The sequence below is a fragment of the Fictibacillus nanhaiensis genome, from assembly GCF_036213205.1.
Classification (GTDB): domain Bacteria; phylum Bacillota; class Bacilli; order Bacillales; family Fictibacillaceae; genus Fictibacillus; species Fictibacillus nanhaiensis_E.
In genome coordinates, this window is the sequence record NZ_JARMFC010000014.1 from 181,869 (window position 1) to 204,057 (window position 22,189).

Here is a 22,189-nt window from a genome sequence, read left to right on the forward strand (position 1 = left end):
ATGAAGAAATGGGGGGTAGGGAATTGCTCTGCCGGCCTCTTGCCAACAGGAGAGATTTTGTATCTCACAATCATACTATATGTCCTGAGAAGACAAATGGTATGGACAAGTGCCATAGGCATTCATGTATTTTTAGATATATTGAAGAAAATAAAGCTTGTTCATGTTAAAAAGAAAGTCACTTCACTTTTTCTCTCCATTTTTTCAGGAGAGTCTTTTCTTTATCAGGATGTAAGCCTGCTTTCCAATCTTCTGGTTTTAAGTTGCGGCTTAAAGACCAATCCGCAGTATCTTTTATCGTTTCTTCTATCGGTCTAAAAATCAACCCTTTGTTTATTGCTTTCGAATCATTCGCATAATCAAGACCACGATAATCTTCACTTGCGATCCAGAGTGGCAACTCGACCCATTCACCGACTTCCTCTTTTAATAAGAATGATTCGGCAACAGGCACGATTGTCGAAGGTTCTTCACTCCGGAGACATTTTTGAACAACCTCATTGAAATCATACACACCTCCGACAGCTTGATAAATTCCGTTCTCTTTATTTTCAGCCATTCTTACAATCCAATTTGCTAAATCACGAACATCAATGAATCGAACAGTAAGATCTTTCATAGCAGGAATTAAGATTTCTCCGCCACGAGCACCTCTCGCTGGCCAATAAGTGAAACGGTCGGTGTAATCATGTGGCCCAACAATTAAGCCAGGACGAACGATTAAAGCGTTATCACCAAATACATCCAAAACCTCATGCTCACAAGCAGCTTTAAGGGCACCGTAATTTTCACCAATCTCAGTGATATTATGATCAGTAAGTTGAGCCGTTTTTGAGTTCTCCGTAATGTTTCGAACGGACTGATCGTCATAAACAGATACGGACGAAACGAAAATGTAGAAAGTTCCTTCTTTATTGAGTGCTTCAGCTGACTTGCGAACTTGTTTAGGAAAATACCCACACGTATCAACTACAATGTCCCAAAATCCATTTTCAAGTATAGACAAGTCGAGATCCCTATCACCGATAATCTCATGAACGTTTTTTGTTACCCCTTCTTTTGCTGTTTTACCTCTATGAAACAAAGTTACTTCATGATGATTGTTGTTAAAAGATTCCGCTACATGTCTTCCTAAAAAACGAGTACCACCAATAAGTAATACTTTCATCATCTACACCACCTATTCCATTTTTCTTAAAGCAGGAAGTTTCCACATGATTAAAAGGTTTACAACAATTAAAGAGAGTGCACCTCCTGACATAATGTTTTCTATAGAAAAGCCATAAGAGATGAGCATGGATGTTGCTGCAAGTGATAAAGGAGCAAGCCCCATGCTTGCCATTGTGAGTAACCCCATCAACCTGCCCAATAGTTGTTTATCAACAGAAGACTGCACGGCTGAAATAAGCGGAATATTGGTTGCAGGAAAGGTAATACCGATAAAAAAGATAGCAAACATACAGGCATAAAGAGAAGAGCTTTGACTAAACAATAAGAAGAATACATTCATGGTGAAAAGAGAAATGGTCACCATGAGACCGCGTCGTTTTTTAATATTTAATATGCCGATGATGATTGAACTAATAAGCATACCTGCAGCCATAGATCCTTCAACAAAACTAAACTCAAGTGCACTACCATCTAGTACGTTTTTCACAAAGATCGGTAAGCCCATCATCAAGGGGCCGATTACAAAAACATTGAGAAATACTGTACTTAAAAAGAGTGCTTTTAAAAATGCAGATTGTCTAACAACATCTAGTCCTTCTTTAATGGAATGCCACATACCAGACTTTTGGGTATTTGAACTCAATGAAGCAGGAACATTTAGCAAGAAAGCTAGGATAGCGGATATAAGAAGCATGACGGCAGGGACTCCAAATGAAAGCATGTAACCTCCACTGCTTGCAACAAGAAGACCTCCAATCATTGGTCCAAGGATTAGTGAGCTTTGTTGAGTGGTCTGAATGACTGAATTTGCGCGTGTTAATTGAGACTGATCGACCACAATCGGTAGAAGTGATCCGTTTGCCGGCCAGACGAAAGCATCGAGTGCACCAAAAAACAAACCAAAAATGATAAAAGAAAGCAAGGAAAGGTGTCCTGTTGCGAGCATGATTAACAAGCCGACTAACAATAATGTTCTTAAAAAGTTAGCGACGAACAAGATTTTCGTTCGGCTGACTCGATCTGCTAGAACGCCGCCAACGGCCATAAATAAAATCCGAGGAACGTTCGCTGCAATAAATACAATGCCGAGTGAAGCTTCTTTATCTAGAGTCTTTACGACGTACCAGCTCTGTGAGAATTGAAAAATGGCAATTGAAAATGAAGAACAAATCGTTATCGCCCATATGAATATAAAAGAGCGCATTTTGAATAGGGACTCTGTTTCACTTTTCTGGTGTACAGCAATTGTTTCAGCCATCTTACTCTAGCTCCTCTTCGGGATAAGGTGTCTCTTTCAAGGGGAAGGAGAGCATAAAATAGTGATGAATCTCACCATCATCACTCTTATTCTTTTTAAATTCTGAAATTAAATCTGAAATCTCTTTTGCTTTGTCATGTAACAGTTTTACTTGATCAGAAGAAAGTTTGACATGTCTATAGCCAAACTTAAGTGGAGAATCTGTATAAGCTAGTACTTCAGGGTCTAATTTACGAACCATAGACTTTGTTTTCTCAAGAGAAACTAATATATTCTCCTTTAGAGCATCAGATAGTTCCTCTTTAACGGCATGTCGCTGATCAGGCAAAATTTCCGTAATCGAAAATGAATGAGCAACAGGTCTGTAGAACTTTTGTATAATGCCATTCTTTTCTTCTGTTCTTTCCACGTTTATTAAACCAACTCTTTCAAGTTCTTTTAAATGATAATGAATCTTCGGTGCAGGGACTTCTAATAGATCTGATAGAATCTTTCCAGTCTTTGCTTCATCTAAAATCTCCCAAAGGATTTTGATGCGAAGCGGGTCAGAGATGACCTTTAACTGCTCAACTTCACGTATATGATAAATTTCCATCATGTTCAACACTCCTGAAACGTTCAAATATATTTGAACGTAATATATCCTAAATATATGCATGTCGTCAACTCTTTTACACATAATTTGTAAATAATAGTTCAAATGTTATGAAAATTCTTGTATAATGTTAGTATAATATTCGCATTACAACTTAGAGGCTGGAGGTTCATAGTATGGGGAATAAGGATTTGAAGTCCTATGTGGAGAGATTGGAGAAAGTGCATTACATTGTGTCAAAGCGTTTACACCCGGAAATTGCTATAGAAAAGGAGTTAACGAAAACACAGTTTGTACTTTTAAAGACGTTGTGTATCAGGAATAAATGGACCGTTTCAAAATTGGCTGACTATATGGGTGTAAAACCAAGTGCGATAACTGTAGGTGCAGATCGTTTGTACAAGCGTGGATTTGTAAGTCGTTACCGTAGTGACCTTGACCGTCGTATTGTTTATTTAGAGATTACAGACGAAGGGCACGAAATTTTACGAGAGGCTGAAAATGAGAGAGTTAATTCAATAAGTAGCTATCTTAATCATTTATCTCCAGAGGAATTAGGTATCTTCATTGATATTTATGAAAAGCTTGCTAGCGGAAATCATTCAAACCCAGACGAGATCGTTTTAACAACACAAACCAGTTGAAGAGCTGGTTTTTTTTTGCATATAACCCCGATTTCTTCAAAAAGAACCGTCTACTTAACAAACTAGCTGCTCAGTGAGCAAACGAAGTTAGGTCTCTCTATTATTTTTTCATAGATTGGATTCTATTTAAATTTTTAGCTGCATAGGATGTGATAGAAACGTTAACAGAAGTGGAGGGCTATACATGTTCACCCCGCAATTGAATATGAAGCGTTTACCTTTATTACTTGCTGGAGCCATGTTATTTATCGTTGTTGCCACTAGCTTTATCACATCCTTTGAGCACAAATATCGATTGAGTTCATCAACGATGCATAAGTGGTTAACGGAGTTTTCTGGAGAAGCACTTGTCTATTTCATAGGTTGGGAAAACAGATATTTCACGCAAGAGCTCCCAAAAGAAAGTGAACCACCGGCATTATCGAGTGTGTTGTTTGAATTAACAACAAGCATCAAACCAGGTGATATCCGAAGTCTGTTAGGAAACGAACTTCCTGGCTTTGCGCTCTATGATTCAACGATCATTGTTGCTGGGGAAGGAACGGATTATACAAACTTGGCGCATGAGTCACCACCACCGATGGAACTTCTATTAAGTGGCGAGGAAGCAGAAGTACAAGATATCGAGCGGTTAGAAGATCCAGGCCCATCTGATTCAGAGAACCCGCCAGGTCAAACAACGAGCGGAAAGAAAATCGCCTATATCTATCATTCGCACAGTTGGGAATCGTTCTTACCACACCTAAAAGGAGTAACGAATCCTGATCATGCCATTCATTCAAAAGTAAACATCACGATGGTAGGGAAAAAGCTCGGTGAAGAATTAGAGGCGAGGGGTATTGGTACATCCGTCGATATGACAAACATGACGGAGCTATTGAGGAAAAATAACACAGACTATCGAAAGAGTTATCCGATGTCACGTACACTCGTTCAAAGTGCGATGGCAAGTAACAAAGATATTGATTTGATCTTTGACCTGCATCGGGATTCAATGAGAGGAAAGTCTACAACAACAGAAATTAATGGTAAGTCGTACGCGCGTACATTATTCGTTATCGGTAAAGCAAATCCTAATTTTGAGAATAACCAAAAAGCGGCACAAGAGATCAACGCGATCTTAGATAAAAAATACCCTGGTTTAAGCCGTGGGGTTATTGGAAAAAACAAAACTCAGGGAAATGGTGTTTATAACCAAGACCTTTCTGACCATGCTTTGCTCATTGAGTTTGGCGGAGTGGATAACAACATGGATGAGTTGTATAGAAGTGCAGAAGCTGTAGCAGATGCTGTAGCAGAGTACTATTGGAAAGAAAATGGAGCGAAAAAAGAATAATGAATGTTGACTGGCTCCAGAGGTGGTGATAACCTCTGGAGCTTTTTTATGTGTTCTATTTTTGCGGAAAATTAAAGTGGAAAGTAAAAATAGCAGAGTGGACAGTAAATTTACAAAAGTGGACAGTAAATTAGCGGAAGCGGACAGTAAAACTCAAAGAGTGGACAGTATTTTCGTAAAAGTCGACAGTAAGTGCTATAGAGGAGTCTATGCATGGGCGCGGTTTTGTTGATGACGGTAATTTTTCAAATTGACTTGTGATTCTGTCCGATTTGAAGATTAATCTGTCGGATTGGTCACATAATCTGTCCAATCCAGCAAATAATCTGTCCAATTCAAAATTAACCACCGATTTGCCCTCTAATTTCCGAAGCGTCTGTCTATCAACCCAATGCGTACACAAAAAAACCGTTTCGAATGATTGAAACAATACCGAATTTCATAACAGTCGTCATATCTGCAAATCCTAAGAAAAAATGGTATAAAAAGATAGAAGACAATTGTTTTATTTACAAGGCAAAGGGAATAAAAGAGATAAAGAGAAGATTGGTAAAAAAGGAGCACGTGCATGAAACGAATATGGGAATTTTTCCTCACATTATTGTTACTCGTCTGCTTATACATTGTTTTCTTTGCTGAAGGATATGTGATAATTAAAACAGTATTTGGGCTCCTTTACATCGCAGTGATTCTGTATACGATCTATTCGTTAATGCTTGAGAACAGAACAGCTCAACATACACTTCTTTGGATTTATGTATTGATTCTATTTCCGTTTATCGGATATATGTTCTACCTGTATTCTGGTCAACTTTATTTAAAAGGCCATCTTTTTAAATCGAAAAGAAAAAAAGACAGAGACGAGTGGATCAGAGTATCTAAACAAGAAGAAAAGCCTGATTTTAGTGATTTGAAAAGGCATCAGCAATGCTTTGCTACCCATGCTCACCATATCACACTCACGCGTTTGAACAGAAAAACGAGTACAAAAATTTTAAAAAATGGCCAAGAGACGTTTCCTGAAATTTTTGCAAGGCTGGAAGAAGCCAAGGAATATATAAATATTCAGTATTATATCTTTCGTTCAGATCGCCTTGGAAAAGACATTATTGACCTTTTAATAAAAAAAGCAAATGAAGGTGTAAAAGTTAGATTTTTGTTTGATGGAATAGGAAGTCTGTCTCTTCAGCAATATGACATCGATAGAATGAAAAAAGCAGGAATCCTCGTTGAAGCATTCTTACCTGTACGATATGGATTTTTTAATCAAAAGCTTAATTTTAGAAACCATCGCAAAATTATCATTATCGATGGAAAGATTGGTTTTGTTGGAGGCTTGAATGTAGGCGTTGAGTATTTAGGAGAAGATCCTGAAATAGGTTTTTGGCGTGATACACACATGGTTATGGAAGGCGAAGCTGTGCAGGTTCTACACGCCATATTTTTAATGGATTGGGAATATGTTTGTGGAGAAGACCTATTAGAAGATAAACATCTTACAACAGCATACCCCGCAAAAGGGGATGGTACGGTTCATGTTGTAGCAAGTGGGCCTGATACACAGCTTGGTATCATGAGTGATCTGTTCTATTCTTTGATCTCTTGTGCGGAGAAATCCATCTGGATTGCTACTCCATATTTTGTTCCGAACGAAGCGATTCGAACAGCTTTAAGAGTGGCAGCAAAAAAAGGTGTCCAGGTTCGATTGCTAGTTCCTGAGATTAATGATGGTTTCTTGACGCAATATGCGACACGCTCTTATTTTCCAGAGCTTCTACGTTCCGGTATAGAGATTTATTCCTACAAAAAAGGATTTCTGCATCAAAAAGTAATCATTATTGATGGAGATACCGCTTCAATCGGTACAGCTAATATGGACATGAGAAGTTTTCATCTTAACTTCGAAGTGAACGTATTCTTGTTGAATACATCATCTGTCTCAGATCTTGTTGCACAATATGAAGAAGACATGTTGGAATCTAAAAAAGTGAAACCAGTAGAGTTCTACAAAAGAGGTTTGTGGGAACGAACAAAAGAATCATTTGCTCGTTTATTCTCAGGTGTTCTCTAGTTTTTGTTTGAAGAACGTAATCTTAAATTTAAGAATAGAAATTCCTCCTCAGGAATAGGTTGTACGAGACCATGAAAATTGAGGGGGATTTTTTTATGGATTGGCTCGAAGCCTTAATATTAGGCATTGTTCAAGGAATAACAGAATTTTTGCCTGTCAGTTCAACTGGACACCTTCTTCTTGGTAGGCAAGTGTTTCAGCTTGAAGAAGCCGGGTTGTTTCTTGATAGCATGCTACATATAGGAACACTGATTGCTGTTTTAACCGTTTATTGGAGAGAAATCCTTGAAGTCATAAAAAGACCCTTCAGCAAAACCGGGGTATTGCTTATCGCAGGAACAATACCTACAGCTGTTATAGGACTAGCATTTAAAGATTTTTTTGAGGAAATCTCAAAAACGGGGGTAACGGTCGGATGGGAGTTTTTGATTACAGGCTTTCTGCTTTGGTGGGCTGACTCTTATAAGCGAAATGGATATAAGGGCATTGAAGATATATCAATTCGGGATGCGCTTGTGATCGGAACGTTTCAAGGCGCAGCGATTCTTCCTGCTATTTCACGATCCGGACTTACGATTGCAGCAGCGCTCTTTTGCAAGATCGATAAAAAAGCAGCGGCCTATTTTTCCTTTTTATTATCCATCCCATCTATCGCAGGAGGAGTAGTACTGCAGTCAAAAGATCTATTTACTGGTGGACATCCTCCTATCTCATATACAGCATTATTGGTCGGTACTTTAGCATCTGCTCTGTTTGGATATGTAGCAGTAAAGTGGATGATCAAACTCCTTCAAACCGGCACGTTAAAAGGGTTTGCCGTCTATGTATGGTGTATTGGAATCGTCGTATTGACTCTTCAATTTTTAGGGAAAATGTAAAGTATTTGTTAACACTATAAAAATGGATTGACATTTAAATGATAGAGGATTACAGTATATGTAATTCAAAATTTAGCAGGCTTTAGATCGCTGAATTTACAGTTATTTTTATGGTGAAACTACTGTAAAACGGGGGAACCAATCTTTTGGGGTGAATTTTGCTCTATTTGCAAAAAGGGATACTCCAATCCCTAATCCGACAGCTAACCCCGTAAGCGTCATGTCACTGGAGAGGTCAATTTGGTGGAAAACCGGACCCGCTTTTTTGTGTGGTCTTTTTTTGTGTTTTTTTTACTTAAATTTGTAAACCTCTTAACCAGCAAGGCTAGATAACAACGAAGCAAAAAACTTCATGGATTTTTTAAGGGGAGAACGTAATGAAAAAACAATTCGCAGTTATTGGTCTAGGACGCTTTGGAGGCAGCATTTGCCGAGAGTTCGCCACAATGGGCTATGATGTTCTAGCTATAGATAAAGATATGGAAAGAGTAAATGAATTCGCTACGATCGCCACTCAAGCGGTTCAAGCGAATTCAACAGATGAGAAAGTAATGAAATCACTTGGAATTCGTAACTTTACACAAGTCATTGTTTCGATCGGTGAAGACATTCAAGCAAGTATTTTGACCACTTTACTTTTAAAAGAAGCAGGCGTTCAAAAAGTATGGGTAAAAGCACAGAATGACTATCATCATAAAGTGTTGGAAAAGCTAGGAGCAGACCGTATTATCCATCCAGAGCGTGATATGGCGCTTCGTGTTGCTCAACTCATTTCGTCTGAAAAGATTATTGATTTCATTGAGCTATCACACGAACACAGTATTGTTGAGATCGGTGTTACTGATAAGCTCGTAAACCAGACGTTAACAGATCTTGATGTACGAGCACGTTATGGGTGTAACATCGTAGCGATCAAACGAGGAGATGAAATACTCGTTTCACCAATTGCAGATGTTTCTCTTCAATATGGAGATATTCTCGTCGTGATCGGTCGAAATGAAGATCTAAATCGTTTTGAGGATGAGGAAGTGTAAGCATTGGCCCTACATGTAAAAAAGCATAAACGTTTCTTGCACAATCCGATAAAATTGAGTCCTCCTCAATTTTTAGCAACTTTATTTTTGTTTCTAATATTTGTAGGAATGTGTTTGTTAAAGCTTCCTGTAGCTCATGAAACTACATTATCATGGGTGGATGCTTTTTTTATTGCAACATCAGCTGCAACGGTTACAGGGTTGGCTACAGTAGATCCAGGCTCGACGTTTACACTATTTGGTGAGATTGTAATCTTGTTTTTAATTCAAGTCGGAGGACTAGGGGTCATGTCTTTTGCGTCCCTAGTCGTTATTATGATGGGAAGAAAAATATCCATCAAACAACGTGTTCTGATGCAAGAAGCACTTAACCAACCATCAATCGGCGGAGTAATAAGGTTAGTTCGAAATTTATTCCTTTTTTCGATTAGCATCCAGATCATTGCCATCTTCTTTCTATCACTCAGGCTTGTTCCAGATCTTGGGGTGAGTAAGGGGATTTATTACAGCATATTTCATGTTATATCAGCGTACAACAATGCAGGTTTCTCGTTGTGGTCTGATGGTCTGATGGGATATGTAGGAGATCCGATGGTAAACATCGTTATTTCGTTTCTGTTTATTACAGGAGGAATCGGATTTACCGTTCTTGTTGATATTTGGGTGAGTCGAAGCTGGAAAAAACTTTCCCTTCATTCAAGAGTGATGTTGCTATCTACTTTGATTTTAAATATTGTAGCAATTTTGTTCTTTTATTTATTCGAGTTTAATAATCCTAAGACCATTGGAATGCTTTCAGGAGCTGAACAATTCTGGGCTTCGTATTTTCAAGGTGTTACGCCGAGAACAGCAGGCTTTAACTCGATTGATATGACAGCGATCAATCCTGATACGTCCTTGTTGATGATTCTTTTAATGTTTGTTGGAGCAGGAAGTACCTCTACAGGTGGAGGGATAAAGCTTACAACATTCGTCGTTATTCTCTTTACGGTTGCGGCATTTTTAAAAGGAAAAGAAGATACAGTCGTTATGAAGCGCACTATCAGGAACGCTGTTGTATACAGAGCGCTTGCTATTACAACAATATCTATTCTTTTTATTTTTGCAGCATTGTTTATTATCACATTTGTACAGGAAGATACTTCATTCATGGTGATCGTGTTTGAAGTCGTATCTGCCTTTGGAACTGTTGGGTTAAGTATGGGACTGACCCCAGATCTAACAGTTATCGGGAAAGTTGTGATCTGTGCAGTGATGGTTTTTGGTAAATTAGGACCGTTAACGCTGGCGTTCAGTCTTGCAAAACAAACAAAAGATAATATAAGGTATCCAGACGGTGAAGTATTCACTGGATAAAGTCATGAAAGCTGACGCAGAAAGGGTGTATTCCTTGATTCTGCGTCAGCTTTTTGAGTTTTTATGGGTTAATCTCTTTACTCTTGGGAATGCTAAAACGAGATTTCAATGCTATTTTAAAGAGAGGAAGAGAATTGTCATGCAAAAGATTAAAGAAGCTTTTCTCGTTTCTCCCTTTCTTGTCTTTTTCCTCGTTCATTCTGAACAAGTAGGGGTAGGGGTGCTTGGCTATCAGCGTATCATTGCTAAATACGCAGGCTATGATTCTTGGATATCAGTAATCATTGCAGCTGTTTTTGTACATATTCTCATATGGATGATATATTATGTGCTCGATAACGGTGATGGCGATATTGTAACAACTCATAAATCGTTGTTTGGCGGTTTTCTTGGTAACCTATTCAACCTATTTTTACTTCTTTATTTTCTGCTCTGGTCGATTACGGTATTAAGAACATATATTGAGGTCATCCAAGTATGGATGTTTCCAACGCTAAGTACATGGAAGATCGCTGCAGTATTCTTAATATTAACGTACTATGTGGTTTCGTCTGGTTTTCGAACGGTCGCGGGTATCTGTTTTTTAGGAGTGGTCATTCCATTAGGGTTAATCGCGTTACTTGTATACCCATTAGAATTTACCCATTTTTCTAATCTGCTTCCGGTATTTGATGAGAATATAAAAGATTATTTAACTGCAACGAAAAATATGATGTTAAGCTATCTTGGGTTTGAAACCCTTCTTGTTTTCTATCCGTTTATCAAAAATGCAAAACGGTCTCAAAAATTTGCACATCATGCAAATCTTTTTACATTTATGATGTACTTGCTAGTCACTTTATTTTCATTTGCTTTCTTTAGCGAGGAACAGTTGTCTAGAAATATATGGGCCACTCTCTCTATGGTGAAGATCGTTCAAGTTTCATTCGTAGAACGATTTGACTTTGTTTTTGTTTCAATGTGGTGTCTTGTGATCTTGCCAAATATTACACTAGCCATCTGGTGTTCGAGCCGAATAGGAAAACTGATGTTAAATATTAGACAGCATATCACGTTGATTGTATTATTGGTTATTACATTGGCTGCTTGCTATTATTTAGACACTCGCCTTAAAATCAACTTACTCAATAACTATACGAACAAGATTGGTTTTTATTTAGCCATCAGTTATATTCCACTTCTATTTGTAATGACTTTTATTAAAAAGCACTTTAAGAAAAATAATAAAGAACAGGCATCACCCACTACATGATGCAATAAAAAGACTGACTGTTATGCTTTCTCAATCTTGCCTTGCTACAGGAAAGAGAAAAGTTAGCAGTCAGTTTTATTTTTTATTTTCTTTTAACTTAGGCTTGAAGAAGCATAGTCAGTCTCGTTTTATGTTTTTCGCGCTGCGAATCATCTGATGTGTTATGCCAATTCTGTAGAGTCTCGTTAATTAATTGCGTAACCATATGCTTTGTCCAAACAACATAAGCACCATACGTATCACCTTTAAAAAAGGAGGACAGCATATTGTTTTCAGGTCCGAAGAAAAATCCGAGCTGATCATGAATAAGTGTTGCTTCATCCATTGAGAAAGGCATAATTTTATCAGAAAGCGTAAATTGATAAGAATTGTTTTCTTTTTTAATAAATGCAATTGCATATACCTGTCCTTCTGGAAGGAAACCTTTTGTTGTAGGTAAGAGCAGTAACGGGTTATGTGCTTTGTCATAAGCGATAAAAAAGTCATTCACATCTTCCTCAAACTGTGGTGTGCGTGACATTGAAGCAAGAGCAATTTCTTTTTGTACGTTTAACATGTAACAACCCTCATTCCGTTATATTTCTTAGTACCATTCTTACCGCTAGTTTGATAGATTATACATGTCATTTTCTTTACTAAACTGCTGTGATAAGTTGTTGAAAGGGAATTGACGGACAAATTGTAAACGCATACACTAGAGATAGTTATTAGCCGTTAGAGAAAGAGTGATTCATGCAATGGCATTATCAAATGAACGTTTGATCGGTAAGATGGCGATGTTAGGGGTATTAGATGAGAGTTATCTGCCTGAAATTGAAAAACTGGGCTGGAAGTATTGCGTAGGCAAAGCCGGTTCCATGGATTCGCAAAAGGTAGTAGCTGCCATTGAAACCGCGGCCAAAAGTGAAAATGTGATTCAAACCGGAATATATCGTGAAACACATTCCTTATATCATGCCATCATGGAAGCTTTTCATGGGGTGACAAGAGGACAGGTTCAGCTCGGAACCGTTCTTAGAACTGTAGGTTTGCGTTTCATAGTTGTTCGGGGTAATCCATATGAGAAAAAAGAAGAAGGTGACTGGATAGCAGTCGCTCTATACGGAACGATCGGTGCTCCTGTAAAAGGCTTAGAGCATGAGGCGGTCGGTCTAGGAATCAATCATATTTAAATAGTGCCCATAGTAACTAGTGAATAGGGGGCGTATTCGAAGGAGTTTTCTTTCGGGTGCGCTCTTTTTGTTTTTTTATCTATACATTTTGAGGTTTCTTTTAATAGCTTCTTTGGAAAGTTGATAGAAGTGAAAGGTGCGAGACTCCTGCGGGATGAGTGGGACAGGTGAGACTCTTAACAGCGCAGAGCGCTAAGAGGCTCACAGCACACCCCGCGGAAAGCGAGTGCCTGTAACGGAAATCAACTACTTCGAAGAAAGAAAAGAACCTTAGTAAAAGAGGGATGAAGATGATTACATTAACAGGTAATACGCTTTCGATGGAAGAGATCAAGCGGATTCTGCATGAGAATGAACCCATTGAAGCTTGCCCGGTCAGTATGAAGAAAGTGGCTGATAGCCGAAAAGTGGTTGAGGAGATCGTAGCTGCGGGCAAAGTCGTTTATGGCATTACGACTGGCTTCGGGAAGTTTAGTGATGTTTTTATTTCTAGAGAGGACGTAGAAACACTTCAAATCAATCTGATTCGCAGTCATGCGTGCGGCATAGGAGATCCTTTTCCGGAGACGATTTCTCGCTTAATGCTTATCTTACGTGCGAACGCGTTATTAAAAGGTCTGTCTGGAATCCGACCAGTCGTAATTGAAAGGTTGCTAGAGTTAGTCGAAAAGAATGTTCATCCTGTTGTTCCACAACAAGGGTCACTTGGGGCGAGCGGTGATTTAGCTCCACTTTCACATCTGGCCCTTGTACTGGTTGGTGAAGGAGAGGCTTATTACAAAGGAGAGCGTCTTCCTGGCCAGGAAGCATTAAAGAGAGCGGGAATTGAACCTGTCATCTTAACAGCGAAAGAAGGGCTTGCTCTGATAAATGGAACGCAAGCCATGACAGCACAAGGAATTGCTGCCTATATAGAAGCGGAACGCATCGGACTCATGGCAGATGCGATTGCAGCGCTTACTACAGAAAGTTTACGTGGCATAACAGATGCGTTTGATGAGGATGTTCATCTTGCCCGAGGTTATAAAGAGCAAGTGGATGTAGCCAAGCGTTTGAGAGCCTATTTAGATGGCAGTCAGCTTACAACGAAACAAGGTGAGATCAGAGTCCAGGATGCTTACTCCTTAAGATGCATTCCTCAAGTTCATGGTGCCTCATGGCAGGTGCTCGGTTATGTAAAAGAAAAACTTGAGATTGAGATGAATGCTGCAACGGACAATCCACTTATTTTTGATGGTGGCAACAAGATCATATCAGGTGGGAACTTTCATGGTCAGCCGATCGCTTTTGCCATGGACTTCTTAAAGCTTGCTGCAGCGGAGTGGGCAAATATTTCTGAGCGGCGTATTGAACGGATGGTCAATCCTCAACTGAGTGACTTGCCAGGCTTTCTAAGTCCAAATCCAGGGTTAGAGTCTGGAGCTATGATTATGCAATATGCTGCCGCATCACTCGTATCAGAAAATAAAACACTAGCTCACCCTGCAAGTGTCGATTCAATTCCTTCATCAGCCAATCAAGAAGATCATGTGAGTATGGGAACGATTGCTTCTAGGCATGCCGCGCAGATTATTGCAAATGCAAGACGAGTGCTGGCAGTAGAGTTAATCTGTGCGATGCAGGCAGCAGATTTCCGCGGACCTGAAAAGCTCGCACCAAAAACAAAGAAAGTATATGAACAAGGAAGAATCGTTTGTCCAACGATACAATGTGACCGTATGTTCCACCGCGATATGGAAGCTGTTGCTTCGTGGATCCTTGATGCATCTTGGAATGACATCTTAATCGGATCAAAAATTCAAAAGTTAGCACATTAAAAGGAGGTATTTTTACATGTCAAACGTAAAACATTCTATATCAGCTGCTAGAGGTACCAAATTATCTGCAAAAGGATGGGTGCAAGAAGCGGCAATTCGCATGCTTATGAACAATTTAGATGGTGAGGTAGCAGAGAATCCTGATGAGCTTGTCGTGTATGGAGGGGTTGGTAAAGCTGCTCGAAACTGGGACTCATACAATAAGATCATAGAAACATTAGAACGCTTAGAGAATGACGAAACCCTTCTCGTACAATCTGGAAAGCCGGTTGCCGTATTTAAATCGCATACTGATGCTCCACGTGTTCTACTTGCGAACTCCAATCTTGTTCCTGCATGGGCGAATTGGGACACATTCCGTGATCTTGAAAAAAGAGGTCTGATGATGTATGGCCAAATGACTGCAGGAAGTTGGATCTATATTGGAACACAAGGTATCCTGCAAGGTACTTATGAGACGTTTGCAGAAGCAGCACGCAAGCATTTTAACGGATCTTTAAAAGGAACGATCACGCTTACAGCGGGTCTTGGAGGAATGGGGGGAGCTCAGCCTCTAGCTGTAACGATGAACGATGGTGTTGTGATTGCGATTGATGTAGACGAAACGAGAATTCAACGCCGTTTGGACACGAGATACTTAGATAAAATGACAAAGAGTTTAGATGAAGCATTAAGCATGGCGAAAGAATATGCGGCAAAAGGTGAGCCATTGTCAATCGGTCTTTTAGGAAATGCTGCTGAACTTTTACCTAAAATGATTGAGATGGGTGAAATTCCTGATCTTGTTACGGATCAGACCTCAGCACACGACCCGCTCTATGGATACTTACCAGTAGGATTTTCTATGGAAGAAGGAGCAGAACTTCGTAAACGTCATCCGGAACAATATATCGAAAAATCAAAGCGATCTATGGCCACTCATGTTCAAGCTATGCTTGAGATGCAGAAGAAGGGTTCTGTCGTATTTGATTATGGAAATAACATCAGACAAGTAGCATTTGATGAAGGAGTGAAAAATGCCTTCGATTTTCCTGGATTCGTTCCAGCGTTTATCCGTCCATTGTTCTGTGAAGGAAAAGGACCATTTAGATGGGTAGCGTTATCAGGTGATCCTGAGGATATCAGAAAAACAGATGAAGTAATTCTACGAGAGTTTAGTGATAATAAGCACCTCTCTAAATGGATCAAGATGGCTCAAGAAAAAGTGCAATTTCAAGGCCTGCCATCCCGCATCTGTTGGTTAGGATACGGTGAACGTGCGAAGTTTGGAAAAATTATTAACGAGATGGTTGCTAGCGGCGAATTGTCAGCACCAATCGTGATCGGGCGTGATCACTTGGATTGTGGTTCAGTGGCTTCGCCTAATCGTGAGACAGAAGGAATGAAGGATGGCAGTGATGCAATTTCAGATTGGCCGATATTAAACGCTATGATCAATGCAGTAAACGGTGCGAGCTGGGTATCTGTTCACCATGGTGGCGGTGTTGGAATGGGTTATTCTCTTCACGCAGGAATGGTTGTAGTTGCAGATGGAACAGAGGAAGCTGCTCGCCGTCTCGAGCGTGTACTAACGAGTGATCCTGGAATGGGAATCGTAAGGCATGCTGATGCAGGGTATGACCTAGCGATTGAAACGGCAAAAGAAAAAGGCGTAGATCTTCCGATGATTGAGAAATAAAAAGGAGTGTGACGAATGCTAGATACATTGATTTTTGCTGGACAGGTAGTTGTTCCGAAAAGTAATGGAGAAGCGCTTCGCGGAACAAAGATGAATGAACTATCCATCATTGATAACGGAGCAGTAGGTATAAAAGATGGCGTGATCGCTTTTATAGGAACAGCTGAGGAAGCAGCTCAGTTACAAGCAAAAGAAACGATAGAGGCAGCAGGAAAACTATTATCACCTGGCTTAGTGGACCCTCATACACACCTCGTGTTTGGGGGATCACGAGAGCATGAACTCGCTTTGAAACAACAAGGAGTGCCTTATCTAGAGATTTTGGCACAAGGCGGTGGGATTCATTCGACCGTTAAAGCTACCCGTGAAACAGCAGAACAAGATCTCTATGAAAAAGGGATGTTCCATTTAAACAGATGTTTAACTTATGGCGTTACGACGATGGAAGCAAAAAGTGGATACGGACTGGATAAAGAGACCGAATTAAAGCAGTTGAGAGTAGCAAAAAAGCTGAATGAAACTCACCCGATCGATCTTGTTTCAACCTTTTTGGGAGCGCATGCTATTCCTGAAAGCTACAAAGGTAGACCAGATGCCTTTTTAGAAGAGATGCTTTCCATGTTGAGTGTAATCTCTAAAGAAGGACTTGCAGAGTTTGTAGATATTTTCTGTGAAACAGGTGTGTTTACCGTAGAACAGTCTAGAATCTTTCTTCAAAAAGCAAAAACAGCAGGATTTGGTGTTAAGATTCATGCGGATGAAATTGATCCTCTTGGTGGAACAGAAATGGCTTGTGAGATAGGTGCTGTATCTGCAGATCACTTAGTTGGAGCAAGTAAAGAAGGCGTTCGTATGCTCGGTGAATCAGATACAATCGCAGTTCTTCTTCCAGGCACTACGTTTTATTTAGGAAAAGATCATTTCGCTCCAGCACGGGACATGATCTCAAGTGGAGCAGCAGTGGCACTGTCGACTGATTTTAATCCTGGAAGTTCACCGACAGAAAATTTGCAGTTCATTATGAGTCTTGCAGCATTAAAGCTTAAAATGACGCCAGAAGAAATTTGGAACGGTGTGACGGTCAATGCAGCTTTCGCCATTGGACGTGGAGATGTTGCAGGTAGTCTAGAGATAGGAAGAAGTGCAGATCTCGTTCTGTGGGATGTACCAAATTATAAGTATATTCCTTATCATTACGGTGTTAACCACGTTAATCAAGTATGGAAGAACGGTAAGTTAGTTGTTGGAAAGGGAGATATTCATGCAAACTATACCCTTTCTAAGTAAATCGGGTGAGGCGTCATTTACTGATCGAGGAATTAAGAAGGCAGGTCAGCTTTTAAAGCCTTGGTCAGGAGAGGAAGTAAGAGGAGTAGCGATAGCCGGGGCTCCTCTCTCTAAGACTTCAATTTCGCATTCAGGTGCACATCTTACACCGCAGACTATCCGTGCGATGATGAATTCGTTTTCCACATATAGCATTGAAGAAGAAAGTGATCTTTGGGATCAGAACATTACAGATTTTGGAGATATAGAAATGCATGTAACAGATCTCTTTACTTCACAATCCCGTATCCATTCGGTCTTAAAAGATATTGGAGCTCAGCATAAAGAAGCATGTGTGATTACGCTAGGTGGTGATCATTCTGTTTCTGCTGGAGCGATCAAAGCTTTCCAAGAAACGAGGGGACGGGTCGGCATCATCCAGTTTGATGCACATTTTGATCTTCGTAATACCGAGGACGGTGGTCCATCAAACGGTACTCCTTTTCGCCAACTCATTGAAAATGGTGTGATTACAGGCGACCAGCTCGTTCAGATCGGTATTCGAGATTTCTCAAACGGAAAACTATATCATGATTATGCCAAGGACCATGGTGTTACGGTGCATACGATGGGTGATGTAAAAAGAAGTGGGTTGCTTTCTATATTACAAAAATCAGTTTACCAGTTAAAACAGACAACAGATAACATATATATTTCTCTTGATATGGATGTTTTGGATCAAGCTTTTGCACCAGGATGCCCTGCGATCGGGCCTGGTGGATTAGACAGTGACTCGTTAATTGAAGGTATACAATATCTTGCACAAGAACCTTCTATTAAAGGAATGGACATCGTAGAGATTGATCCAACCTTAGATTTCCGCAATATGACGAGTCGATTAGCGGCGTACATCATCATACAATTCACGCTTTTTTATTCAAAGAGAAAAGGAGGATTAAGGGATGAGTGAATTTGGAAGGTTTATAGAAATGTCCAGAAATCAAAAGGGCTTGAGTAAATCAGAGCTTGCCAGAAGGTTAAGTATTACTCCTCAATACATGGCTGATATTGAAAAGGGAAGGATGATTCCTTCTGAAGAAAAGATAGAGAAGCTTGTAAAGACATTGGAGTTAAATGAAAAGGAAGCATTTAAACTAGCTGACAAGCTTCCATTACGTGTGTTAGCAGAGGCAAAACAACATTACTATAAGCATGGTTCCTAGAGTTTTATATTAATCACGCAATCTTACCTTTATATTTATTATGCAATTATTTTACGGAATGAAAAAACACCGCTAGCGATTTCCTGCTTAGCGGTGTTTTTGCTATGAACACTAACTCTCCCTTGGCTGAGAGGGTTTTGGTTTTATCATTTTTTTTAGCTTAGACCAACGTAACTCTATAAACGGCTGAGCTAGTGCGATAACGGGTTTGCTCGCTAGAAACAGGGTTACAATAACAGCTAAGAAAAGAAGCATAAAGTATGCGCCGTTTTCCTCAATAGACGCAAACAAATCTGTTGTAAACAAGTATTTCAGCACAAATCCATGCAACAGATAGATATATAATGTACGTTCTCCAAATTCAGTGAAGAACATTCTTCTGCGCGGAAGAAGTGCTAAAAAGCTGAAGGTTGCCGCAAACATAACACCGTACATAGCAAGCCGGACGATTCCACCATACCAATCGTTGTATCCGAGAATTTCCGAGTAAGAAGATGACGAGAGGAGCCATTCTTTTGTACCGTTAGGAAAAATAAAATGGTACGTAACAAACAGTACGACTAAGAATGCAGCAGAGATGATTTTGGCTCGTGGACGTAAAATCTTTTTAAAGTCTCTCTTTTCAAGCAGATGTCCAAGTAAAAAAACAGGGAAGAAGACAAATGTTCGAAGTAGACTTAAAAAAGTGCCAATATCATGAATATAGCCTACTGCCACTCCTATGCCTATGGCCAGTACGAGCGGATATTTCATTTTCACAAAGACTTTTAATAGTATGTTCCAAAAAACTAAACTTAATAAGAACCAAAGCGTCCAATGTGGTGAAAAGAAGTCTAGTTTCACTTCACTTTTACCATACAAATCGTAATAGAAAAAGCTGTAGATCAGTTGGAATATCAAATATGGAATCAAAACTTTTTTAAAGATTTTTGGAAGATAACCGTCACGCCAAACACCTTTTGTAAAGAACCCGGCTATTAATATAAATGCGGGCATATGAAAGGTATAAATAAAGTTGTAGATCGTGTAAAGCCACTCGTTTTGACTTTTTATCGGGGAAATAAAGTGCCCGAACACGACAAGGAAAATTAGAATAAACTTTGCGTTGTCGAAATAATAATCGCGTTCTTTTGTAGCAGTACTCATGGGTATTCCTCCAATAATTATTCACCTTATAAAGTATTCGTATGGATTTCTCATTTTTTTTACTTATTCTCTATAATTCCCAACATTACAGGTGTTTCTAACCTATAAATAGAAAAAAACGTGTTTCCTATTACAGGAAACACGTTTTCATTAGAAATCGATCTTTATTTTGATAAACCCTGCACTTCTCAATGCTTCATAGATAATGACGATAGCCGGACCGACGATCAATCCGATAAAGCCAAGAAGCTGGAATCCAATATACAAGGATACGAGAGCTGCTAGAGCAGATATGCCAAGGCTTGAACCGAGTATTTTTGGTTCGATGATTCTTCGAACAATTGTAATTACTCCGAACATGATCAGAAGGCCGAATGCTAGATGGTCATTATTGTTGATAAAGAAAGAATAAGCTGCCCAAGGGACAAGGAACGAACCTGTTCCGAGTATTGGAAGTATATCAACAATTACGATCAAGAGAGCGAGAATAACCGCATACTCGACATCTAAGATCATAAGTCCAATCAAGGCCAATGCATATGTAACAAAGCTTAATATGATTTGTGCACGAAAAAATCCTACCGTAGCTCTAGATAATTGGCTAAAGACTAGCTCAACTTTTTCACGGGCTGCCGTTGTAAACAGGTTAAGAAACTCTGCATACAAACGCGGAAGGTCCAATGAAAACAAGAAAACAGCTACTACATAGATAATAAAGTAGATTAGCAATCCAGGTATGGCTGTAATAAGCCCTAAAATACCAGATGTTAGATTCTTTGCAGTTTCAACGCCATAATCTTTTAAACCTACTAATCCTTCTTCAAGCGTCCTTACCACTTCAGGAGGTAAGCTAGCATAAAAGTTTTCCATTTCATAAAACGTATTCTCTGCTACTTCAAACAGATGAACAGAATAAGATGGAAGAATCGTTATAAACTCGATGACTTGAATTACAAGTGTTGTTGTAAGCCAATACGAGAAAATACCAAGCCCCGCTAGATAAAAGATAAAAGTAGCAGTGACGGCCAATAATCGTCTGCCTTTAAATAGTCTAATAAACAATTTCACTACTGGTTCTAGCATTATAGCCGTTAGCAATGCGAGAAGGAGAGGTATACTGTAAAAGACAAAGATGACGATTCCGGCAAGTAAAATGAGTAATAAGATTAAGTTTTTTACAGTCATTTTCCAGCCCCAATCTCCGTAATTTAACCGATCATTCTATTTTTTATTACTAACCATTATGACCGGAAAAAAAGATGTTAATTCTTTATATATACACAATGATGTTACGATAATGTGAAAATGTCAATCACAGAAATTGCAGTTTTCAAAAATCTTATTATTTTCTTAGTTCCCTCTTTAATGCCAAGATCGCATTCAACTGTCCACCAGCTATTAAGATCATGGCAGATAGATAGAACCAAACCATTAACGTTAAGATAGCACCTAGATTTCCGTAGATCTGTCCGTAGTCAAAAATTAGTACATAAGAAGAGAATAAGTAAGAAAATAAATGCCAGCCAGCTGTTGAAAAAATAGCTCCTGGCCACACATTTCTAAACGTTAATCTTACATTTGGTGCAAACCGGTATAAAGCTGAGAATATGGAGAGAAGCACTGAGAAACCAATTAGATAACGTGCTGTTTCCCATAAGTGCCAAACGGGATGAGAAAATCCAGTACGCTCAAATATGTAAATGCCAATACTCCTTCCAAAGACAGGCAAAAGGAGAGCAGTAATAACTGCAATCACAAGACCGACCGTAAGAAACATCCCTAATACAAGTTCTTTAATAAAAGGTCGGCTCTCTTCAACTTGGTAGGCTTGGTTAAAGACACGGATAATTGCATGTGTCCCGATTGTAGCTAGCCAGATCATGATGATTAATGAAACAGATAATACATCTCCTCTATGCTCGTCCAAAACTGCCACTAGATTATACTCTAGTAAAGCATATGCTTCTTCTGGAGCAATAGACTGAAAAAGTGATAGAACATAAGAAGAAGAAATAGGCAAAAAGCTAAGTATAGTGAAAATGAGAAAAACAAAAGGAAAAAGAGAAACTAGAAAGTAATAAGCAAGCTGTGCCGAAAGATCAAAAACTTTATCTTGAAAGAAACGGTGAAACCACTGTTTCATAAACCAGCGCATGAGGACACCCTCCAAAAATCTTATTATTCTATCCTGCATTATGCCCTAAATAAAAAAAAGAACGCTTATTTGAATCAAAACGTTCACTAAATATTATCAGTGATGTGAAGTTATAAGCTAAAAGCTGTTTATGCAATT

Annotated in this window: 20 protein-coding genes and 1 riboswitch; of the genes, 13 read left to right on the forward strand and 7 right to left on the reverse strand. The window is 39.2% G+C overall.

The features are described 5' to 3' along the window. Positions 1–178: 178 nt before the first annotated feature. From P4V41_RS14970 to P4V41_RS14980, 3 genes are read right to left on the reverse strand one after another with little or no spacing between them, the layout of a single operon-like run. Positions 179–1,171, reverse strand: coding sequence for an NAD-dependent epimerase/dehydratase family protein (locus P4V41_RS14970; protein ID WP_328085871.1), 993 nt, complete (start codon positions 1,169–1,171; stop codon positions 179–181). 9 nt (positions 1,172–1,180) lie between these two features. Beyond that, complete coding sequence (locus tag P4V41_RS14975) at positions 1,181–2,428, reverse strand: MFS transporter (protein WP_328085872.1); 1,248 nt, start codon at positions 2,426–2,428, stop codon at positions 1,181–1,183. Position 2,429: 1 nt separating this feature from the next. Beyond that, complete coding sequence (locus P4V41_RS14980) at positions 2,430–3,026, reverse strand: helix-turn-helix domain-containing protein (protein ID WP_328085873.1); 597 nt, start codon at positions 3,024–3,026, stop codon at positions 2,430–2,432. A 173-nt stretch (positions 3,027–3,199) separates the two neighbouring features. Between P4V41_RS14980 and P4V41_RS14985 the strand changes: the two genes are divergently transcribed. The 7 genes from P4V41_RS14985 (at position 3,200) to P4V41_RS15015 (ending at position 11,594) form a co-directional block, all read left to right on the forward strand. Then, positions 3,200–3,667: a MarR family transcriptional regulator gene (locus P4V41_RS14985; RefSeq protein WP_328085874.1), complete on the forward strand. Its 468-nt coding sequence runs from the start codon at positions 3,200–3,202 to the stop codon at positions 3,665–3,667. Between the two features lie 184 nt (positions 3,668–3,851). Next, the gene (spoIIP, locus tag P4V41_RS14990) at positions 3,852–5,003 is read left to right on the forward strand and encodes a stage II sporulation protein P (RefSeq protein WP_328085875.1); all 1,152 of its coding nucleotides are present in this window, start codon (positions 3,852–3,854) and stop codon (positions 5,001–5,003) included. A gap of 568 nt (positions 5,004–5,571) precedes the next feature. After that, on the forward strand, positions 5,572–7,074 hold the full coding sequence (cls, locus tag P4V41_RS14995; RefSeq protein ID WP_328085876.1) for a cardiolipin synthase: 1,503 nt from the start codon (positions 5,572–5,574) through the stop codon (positions 7,072–7,074). Between the two features lie 95 nt (positions 7,075–7,169). Continuing rightward, complete coding sequence (locus P4V41_RS15000; protein ID WP_328085877.1) at positions 7,170–7,952, forward strand: undecaprenyl-diphosphate phosphatase; 783 nt, start codon at positions 7,170–7,172, stop codon at positions 7,950–7,952. Between the two features lie 78 nt (positions 7,953–8,030). Next, positions 8,031–8,186: riboswitch (cyclic di-AMP (ydaO/yuaA leader) on the forward strand. A 143-nt stretch (positions 8,187–8,329) separates the two neighbouring features. Further along, the gene (locus tag P4V41_RS15005; RefSeq protein ID WP_328085878.1) at positions 8,330–8,986 is read left to right on the forward strand and encodes a TrkA family potassium uptake protein; all 657 of its coding nucleotides are present in this window, start codon (positions 8,330–8,332) and stop codon (positions 8,984–8,986) included. 3 nt (positions 8,987–8,989) lie between these two features. Continuing rightward, on the forward strand, positions 8,990–10,342 hold the full coding sequence (locus tag P4V41_RS15010) for a TrkH family potassium uptake protein (RefSeq protein WP_328085880.1): 1,353 nt from the start codon (positions 8,990–8,992) through the stop codon (positions 10,340–10,342). Between the two features lie 139 nt (positions 10,343–10,481). After that, a complete protein-coding gene (locus P4V41_RS15015; protein WP_328085881.1) occupies positions 10,482–11,594 on the forward strand; it encodes a GerAB/ArcD/ProY family transporter in 1,113 nt (370 codons plus the stop codon). Positions 11,595–11,691: 97 nt separating this feature from the next. On the opposite strand, the gene P4V41_RS15020 is transcribed toward P4V41_RS15015, so the two are convergent. Next, on the reverse strand, positions 11,692–12,150 hold the full coding sequence (locus P4V41_RS15020; protein ID WP_328085883.1) for a hypothetical protein: 459 nt from the start codon (positions 12,148–12,150) through the stop codon (positions 11,692–11,694). Positions 12,151–12,331: 181 nt separating this feature from the next. On the opposite strand from P4V41_RS15020, the gene hutP reads away from it, so the two are divergent. The 6 genes from hutP to P4V41_RS15050 all read left to right on the forward strand — a co-directional run bounded on the left by hutP (position 12,332) and on the right by P4V41_RS15050 (position 18,750). After that, positions 12,332–12,766, forward strand: coding sequence for a hut operon transcriptional regulator HutP (hutP, locus tag P4V41_RS15025; protein ID WP_328085884.1), 435 nt, complete (start codon positions 12,332–12,334; stop codon positions 12,764–12,766). A gap of 290 nt (positions 12,767–13,056) precedes the next feature. Further along, entirely contained in the window at positions 13,057–14,583 is a 1,527-nt protein-coding gene (gene hutH / locus P4V41_RS15030) for a histidine ammonia-lyase (RefSeq protein WP_328085885.1), read from the forward strand. 16 nt (positions 14,584–14,599) lie between these two features. Further along, positions 14,600–16,261 carry a urocanate hydratase gene (gene hutU / locus P4V41_RS15035; RefSeq protein ID WP_328085886.1) on the forward strand — a complete coding sequence of 554 codons (1,662 nt, stop codon included), beginning with the start codon at positions 14,600–14,602 and terminating at the stop codon, positions 16,259–16,261. Positions 16,262–16,276: 15 nt separating this feature from the next. Continuing rightward, complete coding sequence (gene hutI / locus P4V41_RS15040; RefSeq protein WP_328085887.1) at positions 16,277–17,548, forward strand: imidazolonepropionase; 1,272 nt, start codon at positions 16,277–16,279, stop codon at positions 17,546–17,548. Further along, the gene (gene hutG / locus P4V41_RS15045) at positions 17,523–18,497 is read left to right on the forward strand and encodes a formimidoylglutamase (RefSeq protein WP_328085888.1); all 975 of its coding nucleotides are present in this window, start codon (positions 17,523–17,525) and stop codon (positions 18,495–18,497) included. Before hutI ends, hutG begins: the two co-directional genes overlap by 26 nt. Further along, a complete protein-coding gene (locus tag P4V41_RS15050; RefSeq protein WP_328085889.1) occupies positions 18,490–18,750 on the forward strand; it encodes a helix-turn-helix transcriptional regulator in 261 nt (86 codons plus the stop codon). Before hutG ends, P4V41_RS15050 begins: the two co-directional genes overlap by 8 nt. Positions 18,751–18,861: 111 nt before the next feature. Here P4V41_RS15050 and P4V41_RS15055 read toward each other — a convergent pair whose 3' ends face one another. The 3 genes from P4V41_RS15055 to P4V41_RS15065 form a co-directional block, all read right to left on the reverse strand. Further along, the gene (locus P4V41_RS15055) at positions 18,862–19,896 is read right to left on the reverse strand and encodes an acyltransferase family protein (RefSeq protein ID WP_328085890.1); all 1,035 of its coding nucleotides are present in this window, start codon (positions 19,894–19,896) and stop codon (positions 18,862–18,864) included. Between the two features lie 150 nt (positions 19,897–20,046). After that, positions 20,047–21,081, reverse strand: a complete 1,035-nt coding sequence (gene ytvI, locus P4V41_RS15060; RefSeq protein WP_328085892.1) for a sporulation integral membrane protein YtvI — start codon at positions 21,079–21,081, stop codon at positions 20,047–20,049. Positions 21,082–21,238: 157 nt separating this feature from the next. Next, complete coding sequence (locus tag P4V41_RS15065) at positions 21,239–22,051, reverse strand: YihY/virulence factor BrkB family protein (protein ID WP_328085893.1); 813 nt, start codon at positions 22,049–22,051, stop codon at positions 21,239–21,241. Positions 22,052–22,189: the final 138 nt, after the last annotated feature.

Bases quoted from the DNA above. Each gene is read 5' to 3' on its own strand.
- P4V41_RS15055 (WP_328085890.1), bottom strand. From the start codon at position 19,896: ATGAGTACTGCTACAAAAGAACGCGATTATTATTTCGACAACGCAAAG.
- hutI (WP_328085887.1), top strand. From the start codon at position 16,277: ATGCTAGATACATTGATTTTTGCTGGACAGGTAGTTGTTCCGAAAAGT.
- hutH (WP_328085885.1), top strand. From the start codon at position 13,057: ATGATTACATTAACAGGTAATACGCTTTCGATGGAAGAGATCAAGCGG.
- P4V41_RS15015 (WP_328085881.1), top strand. From the start codon at position 10,482: ATGCAAAAGATTAAAGAAGCTTTTCTCGTTTCTCCCTTTCTTGTCTTT.
- P4V41_RS14985 (WP_328085874.1), top strand. From the start codon at position 3,200: ATGGGGAATAAGGATTTGAAGTCCTATGTGGAGAGATTGGAGAAAGTG.
- P4V41_RS15020 (WP_328085883.1), bottom strand. From the start codon at position 12,150: ATGTTAAACGTACAAAAAGAAATTGCTCTTGCTTCAATGTCACGCACA.
- cls (WP_328085876.1), top strand. From the start codon at position 5,572: ATGAAACGAATATGGGAATTTTTCCTCACATTATTGTTACTCGTCTGC.
- P4V41_RS15000 (WP_328085877.1), top strand. From the start codon at position 7,170: ATGGATTGGCTCGAAGCCTTAATATTAGGCATTGTTCAAGGAATAACA.
- P4V41_RS15050 (WP_328085889.1), top strand. From the start codon at position 18,490: ATGAGTGAATTTGGAAGGTTTATAGAAATGTCCAGAAATCAAAAGGGC.
- P4V41_RS14970 (WP_328085871.1), bottom strand. From the start codon at position 1,171: ATGATGAAAGTATTACTTATTGGTGGTACTCGTTTTTTAGGAAGACAT.
- ytvI (WP_328085892.1), bottom strand. From the start codon at position 21,081: ATGACTGTAAAAAACTTAATCTTATTACTCATTTTACTTGCCGGAATC.
- hutP (WP_328085884.1), top strand. From the start codon at position 12,332: ATGGCATTATCAAATGAACGTTTGATCGGTAAGATGGCGATGTTAGGG.
- P4V41_RS15065 (WP_328085893.1), bottom strand. From the start codon at position 22,051: ATGCGCTGGTTTATGAAACAGTGGTTTCACCGTTTCTTTCAAGATAAA.
- spoIIP (WP_328085875.1), top strand. From the start codon at position 3,852: ATGTTCACCCCGCAATTGAATATGAAGCGTTTACCTTTATTACTTGCT.
- P4V41_RS14980 (WP_328085873.1), bottom strand. From the start codon at position 3,026: ATGATGGAAATTTATCATATACGTGAAGTTGAGCAGTTAAAGGTCATC.
- hutG (WP_328085888.1), top strand. From the start codon at position 17,523: ATGCAAACTATACCCTTTCTAAGTAAATCGGGTGAGGCGTCATTTACT.
- P4V41_RS15005 (WP_328085878.1), top strand. From the start codon at position 8,330: ATGAAAAAACAATTCGCAGTTATTGGTCTAGGACGCTTTGGAGGCAGC.
- hutU (WP_328085886.1), top strand. From the start codon at position 14,600: ATGTCAAACGTAAAACATTCTATATCAGCTGCTAGAGGTACCAAATTA.
- P4V41_RS14975 (WP_328085872.1), bottom strand. From the start codon at position 2,428: ATGGCTGAAACAATTGCTGTACACCAGAAAAGTGAAACAGAGTCCCTA.